Annotated in this window: 1 protein-coding gene; it reads right to left on the bottom strand. The window is 63.8% G+C overall.

Features of this window, described 5'->3' with window-relative positions; genetic code table 11:
• The coding region (locus tag CVM73_RS38870) for a DUF5695 domain-containing protein (protein ID WP_245452565.1) at nucleotides 1-426 on the bottom strand (426 nt) is incomplete at both ends.

Here is a 426-nt window from a genome sequence, read left to right as displayed (position 1 = left end):
CTCGATTCGCTCCACCGGAATGGAGGACGCGAGCGCGATGTCGACATGCAGGTCATTGGGAACCGTCATGCCCGGCATCACTTCCACGTCCACCAGACCGGCGTCCGCGATAGCCCTGCGCGCCGCCTCGTAATTGGCAACCCATTGGAAGCGGAGACGGTAACGCCGTTGCTCGGCCGGCGACAGGGACAGGGAATGCGTCGGCTGTCGCCAGCGAGTCCCCGCCGCCACTGCCTCGCCGGCGGCCGCTCCGCCCAAGATGTAGGCGCACCACGTCCCACTGGCTTCGGCCGAATCCTTGTGGACATCCCAATATTCCAGTGACGTGTCCGCTTCCGGTAAGAGCATGAGGAAGGGGCCGGTGCTGTTGCCGCGAATCCAGAAGATGTGCGATCCATGCCCCGAGACGAAGCTGTGCTTCAAAAC

The organism is Bradyrhizobium forestalis (assembly GCF_002795245.1).
Lineage (GTDB): Bacteria > Pseudomonadota > Alphaproteobacteria > Rhizobiales > Xanthobacteraceae > Bradyrhizobium > Bradyrhizobium forestalis.
Note: the sequence above shows the minus strand (reverse complement) of the source record. Positions and strands in the feature narration are given on the sequence as shown.